Source organism: Rhizobacter sp. (assembly GCF_031412075.1).
Lineage (GTDB): Bacteria > Pseudomonadota > Gammaproteobacteria > Burkholderiales > Burkholderiaceae_C > Rhizobacter.
Window position 1 is genome coordinate 1 of sequence record NZ_JANOCG010000442.1, and the last position, 9,130, is coordinate 9,130.

The following is a 9,130-nucleotide window of genomic DNA, read 5'->3' on the forward strand; positions in this document are numbered from 1 at the left end:
TGCATGTACGCGACGGCGCCGCGCTCGCGGCCGTGGTGCCCCATTCGGCACGCCAGTTCGGCCGCGCGCTGATCATGCCGAACCTGCGTCCGCCGGTGACCACCGCGCAGCAGGCGATGAGGTACCGAGAGCGCATCCTGGCCGCGGTGCCCGCCGGCACGCGCTTCGAGCCGCTGATGTCGCTTTACCTGACCGACCGGCTCCCGCCCGAAGAGATCGCGCGCGCGGCGCCGGCCGGCGTGCGCGCCGTCAAGCTCTACCCGGCCGGCGCCACCACCCACAGCGAGGCCGGCGTCACCGACATCCGCCTCACCTACAAGACGCTGGAAGCGATGCAGCGCGAAGGCCTGCTGCTGCTGGTGCATGGGGAAGTCACCAGCGCCGACATCGACCTCTTCGACCGCGAGAAGGTGTTCATCGACACGCAGCTGATCCCGCTGCGCCGTGACTTCCCCGAGCTGAAGATCGTCTTCGAGCACATCACCACCCGCGAAGCCGCGCAGTACGTGGCCGAGGCCGGCAAGCACACTGCCGCCACCGTCACGGCGCACCACCTGCTCTACAACCGCAACGCCCTCTTTCTCGGCGGCGTGCGCCCGCACTACTACTGTCTGCCGGTGCTCAAGCGCGAAGAGCACCGCCTTGCCCTGGTGGCCGCGGTCGCGTCGGGCAGCGACCGTTTTTTCCTCGGCACCGACAGCGCACCGCATGCCGCTCACCTGAAGGAGCACGCCACCGGTTGCGCCGGCTGCTACACCGCGCTCAGCGCGCTGGAGCTGTATGCCGAAGCTTTCGAGGCCGCAGGCGCACTCGACAAGCTCGAAGCTTTTGCGAGCTTCCACGGCCCGGTGTTTTACGGTTTGCCGCGCAACAGTGGTACGGTGACCTTGCGCAAAGAGCCTTGGGCCTTGCCCGAGACGCTGCCCTTCGGCGATGCCGAACTCAAGCCGCTGCGCGGTGGCGAAACCCTGGCCTGGAAACTCACATGACCAAGCGGACTGAGCACCGGGCCGCTCCCAAGCCAGGCCGCACCCCCTTGGGGGGTCGGTCGATGTACTCAACGACCGGAGGGTTGTCATGACACAAAAGCGCGTGATGCTGCTGATCGACGCCGACAACGTGTCGGCCGGTGTGATCGAACAGGCCATTGGCAAGGTGATGGCCGAACACGGTGCCATCCATGTGCGGCGGGCTTACTGCACGGCCGAGTCGGCGGTCACGCACCAGAAGCTCTTCAAGGCGCATTCCATTCGCCCCATCGTCAACCTGTCGAGTGGCAAGAACGCCAACGACATTGCGCTCGCCGTCGATGCGATGGACCTCGCCGTGGCCGAGCGGCCCGACGTGGCGGTGATCGTCTCGTCGGACTCCGATTTCGCGCCGCTCGTGATCCGCCTGCGCGAGAAGGGCTGCCATGTCGAAGGCATCGGCCAACTGGGCAAGACGGGAGACGACTCCAAGCCGGTCTACGATGCCTTTGCCGACCTGCTGCACCAGAAAAAGTCCGAGCCCGCACCGAGTGCGCCGCGCAAGCGCGCTGCGCCGGCGCGCAAGGTGGCCGCGCCTGCGCCCAAGCCAGCAGCGCCTGCATTGCCCGACGACGTGCAGCGCATCCTCGCCGCCATCCCCGAACTGCGCGGCGGAGAAAAACTCGAGCTGCGCATTGCCGCCGAGCGGCTGCGTGCCGATGGCTTGCTGACCAAGAACGCACCGTCGACCAAGCTCTTCAAGAAGTACCTCGACTTCTTTGCCCTGACTCCCGAGCGCCAGCCCAACAAGGTCCAGTACCGCGCGCGGTGAGACAATCCGCCCTGTGAAGCAAGCCAGACCGCCGCTGGTGCAATTTCCGAAAGGAAGCACTGGAGGAAGGTCCGGACTGCACAGGGCGGCGTAGCAGCTAACGGCTGTCCACCGTGAGGTGAGGATCAGAGCAACAGAAACGAATCACGGCGTCCGCAAGGGCGTGCGGTGAATGAAACGGGCAATCTCTACGCGCAGCAACACCAAATAGGCCAGCGTTGATGTGGCTCCGCGGAGCTGGCGGGTAGGTGGCACCGAGCCGGGCAGTGATGCACGGCCCAGAGGAATGGCGGTCACGTTCGGGACTCTTTCGGGAGCGACGAATGCACAGAATCCGGCCTATCGGCTTGCTTCACACTTTTCCCGAATTTGGCGCTCCGGCGTATCAAGTTCGTGTGCCTTTCGTCCGATGACGATGTTGTAGTGCCTGCTGTTCAGGCATTCCCAACCGGAGGTTCTATGGCATGGCAGATTTCCTCCGTTGCCGGGAGATTCATTTCCCCGGCGGGGCGGTCGCGCGCGTGAGGCCTGAGGCTTCCCCGGCGTCGTCTTCCATGCCCGCGGTGTTGGGCATGCTCGCGGCTTTTTCGTTGGCGGCCGCGGTGGCCTACTTCGTGGTCGCGGGCGCGGTACGCAGCACCATCGAAACCCAGGCCCTCACCGTTGCCGAAGTGGTGGCCACGCAGGCCAGCACAGCGCGCTCCGTGTATGCCAGCCAGATTGGCGAGAAGCTGGGGCGCGACGGCTTCGGGCTGCACGAGAACTCTGCGGGCATGCCCGGCTTTGTGCCCATTCCGGCGCAGTTTCTGAAGCTGGTCGGTGTGGCTTCGTCAGAGCGCGACAAGGACTTGTATCAGTACCGACCCGTGAGCAAATGGAACCTCGACGCCGAGCAAGGCCTGGGGGACTCGTTCCTGCAATGGGCCTGGCCTCAGCTGGAACAGCAAGACGGTGTCTCGCCGAGCGCCCCCATTCGCTGGAAACCCGTGTACCGCGTCGAGACGCTGAAGGGCGAGCGTGTGTTGCGCTACCTTCGCGCCGACCCCGCATCGCAGCTCAACTGCGTGGCCTGCCACAACGCCTACGAAAAACGCCCCGAGATTGCGGCGCGCCGTATCGAAGCCGGCACCCAGCCGGGTAAACAGTGGGCCCAGCACCAGTTGATGGGCGCACTGTCGGTGACGATCCCGCTCGACAAGGTGGAATTCATTGCGCAGACGCAGATTCGGGAGACGAGCGCGCTGATCGTTGTCATCTTGTTGTGCAGCTTCACAGCCATGGGTTGGTTCAGTGTTCGACTCATTCGCCAACAACGCAGCCTGGCGCGGGCCGCACGGCAGCTGAGTGACTCCGAAGCAAAAGCCAGCCACGCGCACGCGCTGCTGGCCGCCAAAAACGACGTGGAGCGCGCATTCTCCGAGCTCACCACCTACCTGCAGGCCATCAATGCGCAGGCCCTGGTGTCGGTGAGTGACGCCTCGGGTCGCATCGTCGAGGTGAACGACACCTTCTGCGAGGTCAGCGGCTACCCCGCCGGCGAACTGATCGGGCAGGACCATCGCGTGGTCAGTTCGGGCACGCACCAGAAGGAGTTTTTCCCCACCCTGTGGGCGACCATCACGCGGGGTGACACCTGGCGTGGCGAGATCTGCAACCGGCGCAAGAACGGCGAGCTGTACTGGCTCGACAGTTCCATCGTCCCCTTGCGAGACGCGGCTGGCGCCATCGAGCGCTACATCTCGATCTGCATCGACATCACCGAGCGAAAAGAGGCCGAGCACCGGATGATCAAGATGGCCACGCACGATGCGCTGACCGGCTTGCCCAACCGCGCGTTGCTGCGAGACCGGATCGAGCAGGCGCTGGCGCATGACCGCCGCAACCACGAGATGGCCGCGGTGTTGTTCATCGACCTGGATGATTTCAAGACCATCAACGACTCGCTCGGCCACGACATCGGCGACCAGCTCTTGATTGAAGTCACCCAGCGCCTGCGCCGCTGCGTGCGTGATGAAGACACCGTGGCGCGCCAGGGGGGCGATGAGTTCATCGTGTTGCTGCCGTTCCTGCGCGACGCGCAAAGCGCCGACGTGCTCGCGCAAGACCTGCTGCGGGCCTGTTCGGCCCCGTTCCAGATTCTCGGCAAGGAGCTGCACGTGAGTGCCAGCATTGGCATCGCGATCTTTCCCAGCGACGGGCGCGACGTGGACACGCTGCTCAAGAACAGCGACATCGCGATGTACCACGCCAAAGACCGCGGTCGCAACAACTGCCAGTTTTTCGAAGCGAACATGAACGTCGTGGCCGCCGAGCGCCATGCCTTGGGCGTGGCGCTGCGCCAGGGTCTGGCGCGTGGCGAGTTCGAGCTGTACTTCCAGCCGATCGTGTCGGTGGCCAACAATGTGATGTCGAGCATGGAGGTGCTGCTGCGCTGGCGTCACCCCGAGCGCGGCCTGGTGCCGCCGCTGAAGTTCATCCCGCTGGCCGAAGAGACCGGCCTGATCGTGCAGATCGGGGACTGGGTGTTGAACGATGCCTGCCGCCAGCTGCGCAGCTGGCTCGACGCCGGGTACGCGGTGCCGCGCCTGGCGGTCAACATCTCGCCGCGCCAGTTTGCGCACCCCACGCTGATCGGCACACTCGCGCGCGCGCTGGCTGCTCACGGTGTTCCGGCCGACCGGATCGAGCTGGAGATCACGGAAGGCGCGCTGATGATCGATGCCGACTCGGTGACCGAAACGCTGCGCCAGCTCAAGCAGATGGGGGTATCGATCTCGATCGACGATTTCGGCACCGGCTACTCCAGCCTGAGCTACCTGAAACGCTTTCCCATCGACACGCTGAAGATCGATGGCTCGTTTGTGCGCGAGGTCGACACCGACTCCGACGACGGGGCCATCACACGCGCCATCATCGCGCTGGCGCACAGCCTGCAGATCGACGTGGTGGCCGAGTGTGTGGAGCATGCCGGTCAGCTGGCCTTCCTGGCCGAGCACCGCTGCGAGTTCTACCAGGGCTACCTCTTCAGCCCGCCCGTGCCTGCGGCCCAGGTGGAGCGCCACTTGCTCAAGCCCGACGCACCGGTCTGAGGTCGCTGTGCGAGCACGGGGCGGTGCAGCCTGCGCCGCTACACTCGCCCGCTCCCATGAACCCCGACGCTCACACCCTCTGGCGAGCCCCCCGCTGGGCCCTGGCTTTTTTGCTGGCGTGCCTGGGCATGCTGGGCCCGTTTTCGATCGACACCTACCTGCCGGCCTTCACCGGCATTGCGCAGTCGATTGGCGCCACGCCGGTCGAGATGCAGCAGACGCTGTCGGCGTATCTGTTCGGCTTTGCGATCATGAATCTGTTCCACGGTGCGCTGTCCGACAGCTTCGGGCGCCGCCCGGTGGTGCTGTGGGGCATTGCGCTGTTCACCGTGGCCTCGGCCGGCTGTGCGCTGGCCGACAGCATCGGTGCGCTGGTGTTCTGGCGCGCGGTGCAGGGCATGTCGGCCGGGGCTGGCATCGTGGTGTCTCGCGCGGTCATCCGCGACATGTTCCCGCCGGCCGATGCGCAGCGTGTGATGTCGCAGGTCACCATCTACTTCGGCGTGGCACCCGCCATCGCGCCGATGGTGGGTGGCTTCTTGTTCGTGCACGCCGACTGGCATTCGATCTTCTGGTTTCTCACGGCCGTGGGAGCCGCGCTGTGGATCGCCAACTACAAGCTGCTGCCCGAGACGCTGCACCACGATCAGAAGCAGCCCTTCAACGTGCGCAACCTGATGAACGGCTATTGGGCGCTCGGCTCCAGCCCGCGCTTTCTGCTGCTCGCGCTGGCCAGCGGCATTCCGTTCAACGGCATGTTCCTCTATGTGCTGTCGGCGCCGGTGTTCCTCGGTGATCACCTGGGTTTGAGCCCCGGCCAGTTTTTCTGGTTCTTCACGCTCACCATCGCCGGCATCATGGGCGGCGCCTGGTTCTCGGGCCGACTCGCGGGGAAGATGAAGCCCAAGCACCAGATCCGCAACGGCTTCGTGATCATGCTGGCGGTGTCTCTGCTCAACCTGGCGCTCAACCTGCTGTTCAAACCCACCGCGGCGTGGGCCTTGTTCCCGATTGCCATCTTTGCCTTCGGCTGGGCGCTGATGGTGCCGGTGGTCACGCTGATGGTGCTTGACCTGGTGCCCGAGCGGCGCGGCATGGCGTCGAGCTTCCAGGCCTTCATCGGCAGCATGGCCAACGGCGTGGTGGCCGGGGTGATCGCGCCGCTGGTGATGCATTCCACGGTGGCGCTGGCGGCCACCTCGCTGGCGATGATGAGCATCGGCATCGTGGCCTGGGTCTGGGTCAAGCCCCGGGTCACCTAAAGAGCGCTGCGCTTCGGCCGATATCTGGCACAGACGCCCCCGCTTCTGGGGCCGGTGCCGGAGATCTTTTCATCATGCGAATCGTGCTGCGCCCACTGCTGGCTGCGCTTCTCGGCCTGGGCCTGTTGGCCGCGGCCCCGCTGCTGCGTGCCGCCGACATGGTCATCAAGACCTCACCCGGCAAACCGGCGTTGAACCGCGACGTCGAGCCCGATGCCGAAGGCAAGCTCGGCAAGCTGGCCAAGAAGCCGGCCGTCAAGCCGCCGCTCGGCGCTGCGTCAGAAGACTCGATGGACAAGCTGCGCGAGCGCCTGGCCCAAAAGCTCGGCGCCGGCAAGACGGTCGAGAGCAACGACCCCGCCGTGCTGCGCGTGGTGGCTCGCCCCATGGCAGCCACCGGCGCAGTGCAGGTGGGTGGTACGACGGCGGTGTCGCCGGGTGTGCCGCCCGAGCCAGGCATCCACTGGAGCGAACCGCGCCGCACTGAGGCGGCCAAACCGCCGGCTGCGCCCAAGCGCCCCGCGCATGCAGGGCACTGGGCCTACCAGGGTGAAGGCGGGCCGGAGCATTGGGGCCAGATGAAACCTGAATTCGCCGCCTGTTCGCGCGGCAAGCGGCAAAGCCCGATCGACATCCGCGATGGCATCGCGGTGCAGCTCGACCCGGTGCAGTTCGATTACAAGCCGAGCAACTTCCGTGTCATCGACAACGGCCACACGGTGCAGGTGAACCTGGCGCCGGGCAACAGCATCGAGGTGATGGGCCGGCGTTTCGAGCTGGTGCAGTTTCACTTCCATCGCCCGTCGGAGGAGCGCATCAACGGCCGCCAGTTCGACATGGTGGCCCACCTGGTGCACAAGGACCTCGAAGGCAAGCTCGCCGTGGTGGCCGTGCTGCTCGACCGCGGCAGCGTGCAGCCCATCGTGCAAATGGTGTGGAACAACCTGCCGCTCGAAAAAGGCGAGGAGCTCGCCGCGAAGGCGCAGATCGACCTCAACGGCCTGCTGCCCGCCGAGCGTGGCTACTTCACCTACATGGGCTCGCTCACCACGCCGCCGTGCAGCGAAGGCGTGTTGTGGATGGTGATGCAGACGCCGGTGTCGATCTCGCCCGAGCAGATCGGCATCTTCTCGCGGCTGTACCCGATGAATGCGCGGCCGATCCAATCAGCCAGCGGGCGCTTGATCAAGGGATCGAACTGACTTGCGACCCGGGTTGATCTCGCTGTTTCGGAATCGCTCGGCTCGGCCTACGCTTGCGACCTGGCTGTTTCTGGGCGCCATGGGCGCCATCATCGCCGCGGTGCTCACCACCACCCTGGTGATCGACAGCTTCGTTCGCGACGAGGCCCGCCAGCAGGCCACACGCTATCTGCAAACCAACGCCGACGCGCTGCGAGACGCGCTCGACCGTGGCATGGCCCAGCACTATGAAGAAGTGAGCGTGATCGCTCAGCTCGACCAGGTGGCGCGCAACGGCGACATGCCGGCCGTGCGCCGCACGCTCGAGCAGGTGCGCTCGAGCTTCCCGCAGTTCACCTGGATCGGCCTCACCGACGCGCAGGGCGTGGTCGTCGCCTCGGTGGATGGCCTGCTGCACGGCGCCAACGTGGCGGCGCGGCCGTGGTTCACCGGGGCGCAGCACGCCGGCTTTGTGGGTGATGTGCACAGCGCGGTGTTGCTGGAGAAGCTGTTGCCCAAACAGTCGGAGCCCTGGCGCTTCGTCGACATTGCCACCCCCGTCTACAACAGCCGCGGCGAGCCGAACGGCGTGCTCGGCGTGCACCTGAGCTGGGCCTGGGCGGCGCAGATCAAGCGCGAGCTGGTCGACCAGGTGATCGAACAACACCACGCCGAAGCCTTGGTGCTGGGTGCCGACGGCACCGTGCTGCTCGGCTCGCCGGCGCTGCAAGGCAAGAAGCTGCCTGCACAGGCGGGCCAGCTCGTGGTGGAGTCGAAGACCCGTGGCGCGGGCCGTTACGCAGGGCTCGGCTGGAACGTGGTGCTGCGCCAGCCGCAGGCCGTGGCGATGGCGCAGTTCCGGGTGCTGCAGCAGCGCGCCTTGCTGGCCGCCGGTGTGTTGTGCCTGTTGCTGGCGCCGCTCTTGTGGCTGCTGGCGCACCGGCTGGCGGCGCCTCTGCGTGAGTTGACGGCGCGGCTCGACACCGGCGCCACCACCTCGTCGGGCCGCAGCCCGCTTTACCGCGAAGCCGAGCTGCTGGGCGAGGCCTTGACGCGCTACGCACAGCGCCAGGCCGAAGACGCGGCGCACCTGCGCGAACTCAACACCACGCTCGAAGCACGCGTGACGCAGCGCACCGCAGCGCTCGCCGGCAGCGAGCAACGCCTGCGCACCATCACCGACAACCTGCCGGTGCTGATCGCCTACATCAACAAGCACGAACGTTATGAGTTCTGCAACGGCACCTACAAGACCTGGTTTGGCAGGGAGCCGCAAGCCATCGTGGGTTGCACCGTCGAAGAGACGCTCGGCGCCGAGATCTACGCGCCCCGCAAGCCCTTGCTGGCGCGCGCGCTGGCCGGCGAGCGCATCGAGTTCGACATGCTCAGCACGCCCTTGGGCGTGAAGCGCCACACCCACACCACCTACCTGCCCGACGTGGCGGACGACGGCACGGTGGCAGGCATCTATGCGCTGGTGATCGACATCACCGCGATGAAAGCCGCCGAAGAGCAGCTCATGCTGATGGCGCGCACCGACTCGCTCACCGGGCTGCCCAACCGCCTGTGCTTCAACGAACGGCTCAACGATGCCCTGGCGCGCAACCGCCGCAGCGGCAAGCCGCTCGCCTTGCTGTTTCTCGACGTCGACAAGTTCAAGCTCATCAACGACACCCTGGGCCACGCGGCGGGCGACGACGTGCTGCGGCTGTTTGGCCAGCGGCTGCTGGGCTGCGTGCGCGAGACCGACACCGTGGCCCGCCTGGCCGGTGACGAGTTCGTGGTGATCCTGGAAGAG

General features: G+C 66.2%; 6 protein-coding genes and 1 other RNA gene. All 7 read left to right on the forward strand.

Going from position 1 to position 9,130, the window contains the following annotated elements; all coding sequences use genetic code 11:
* Positions 1-989 (forward strand): dihydroorotase (gene pyrC / locus RMO40_RS16745; RefSeq protein ID WP_309723874.1); only part of this gene is annotated, 989 nt, incomplete at its 5' end.
* An 88-nt stretch (positions 990-1,077) separates the two neighbouring features.
* Entirely contained in the window at positions 1,078-1,800 is a 723-nt protein-coding gene (locus RMO40_RS16750) for an NYN domain-containing protein (RefSeq protein ID WP_309723876.1), read from the forward strand.
* Between the two features lie 15 nt (positions 1,801-1,815).
* Positions 1,816-2,158: RNase P RNA component class A (gene rnpB / locus RMO40_RS16755), an RNA gene on the forward strand.
* 196 nt (positions 2,159-2,354) lie between these two features.
* A complete protein-coding gene (locus RMO40_RS16760) occupies positions 2,355-4,889 on the forward strand; it encodes an EAL domain-containing protein (protein ID WP_309723879.1) in 2,535 nt (844 codons plus the stop codon).
* Positions 4,890-4,945: 56 nt separating this feature from the next.
* A complete protein-coding gene (locus RMO40_RS16765) occupies positions 4,946-6,151 on the forward strand; it encodes a Bcr/CflA family efflux MFS transporter (RefSeq protein ID WP_309723883.1) in 1,206 nt (401 codons plus the stop codon).
* Between the two features lie 74 nt (positions 6,152-6,225).
* Positions 6,226-7,353, forward strand: coding sequence for a carbonic anhydrase family protein (locus RMO40_RS16770; protein ID WP_309723884.1), 1,128 nt, complete (start codon positions 6,226-6,228; stop codon positions 7,351-7,353).
* Positions 7,354-7,432: 79 nt separating this feature from the next.
* The coding region (locus RMO40_RS16775) for a diguanylate cyclase domain-containing protein (RefSeq protein WP_309723886.1) at positions 7,433-9,130 on the forward strand (1,698 nt) is incomplete at its 3' end.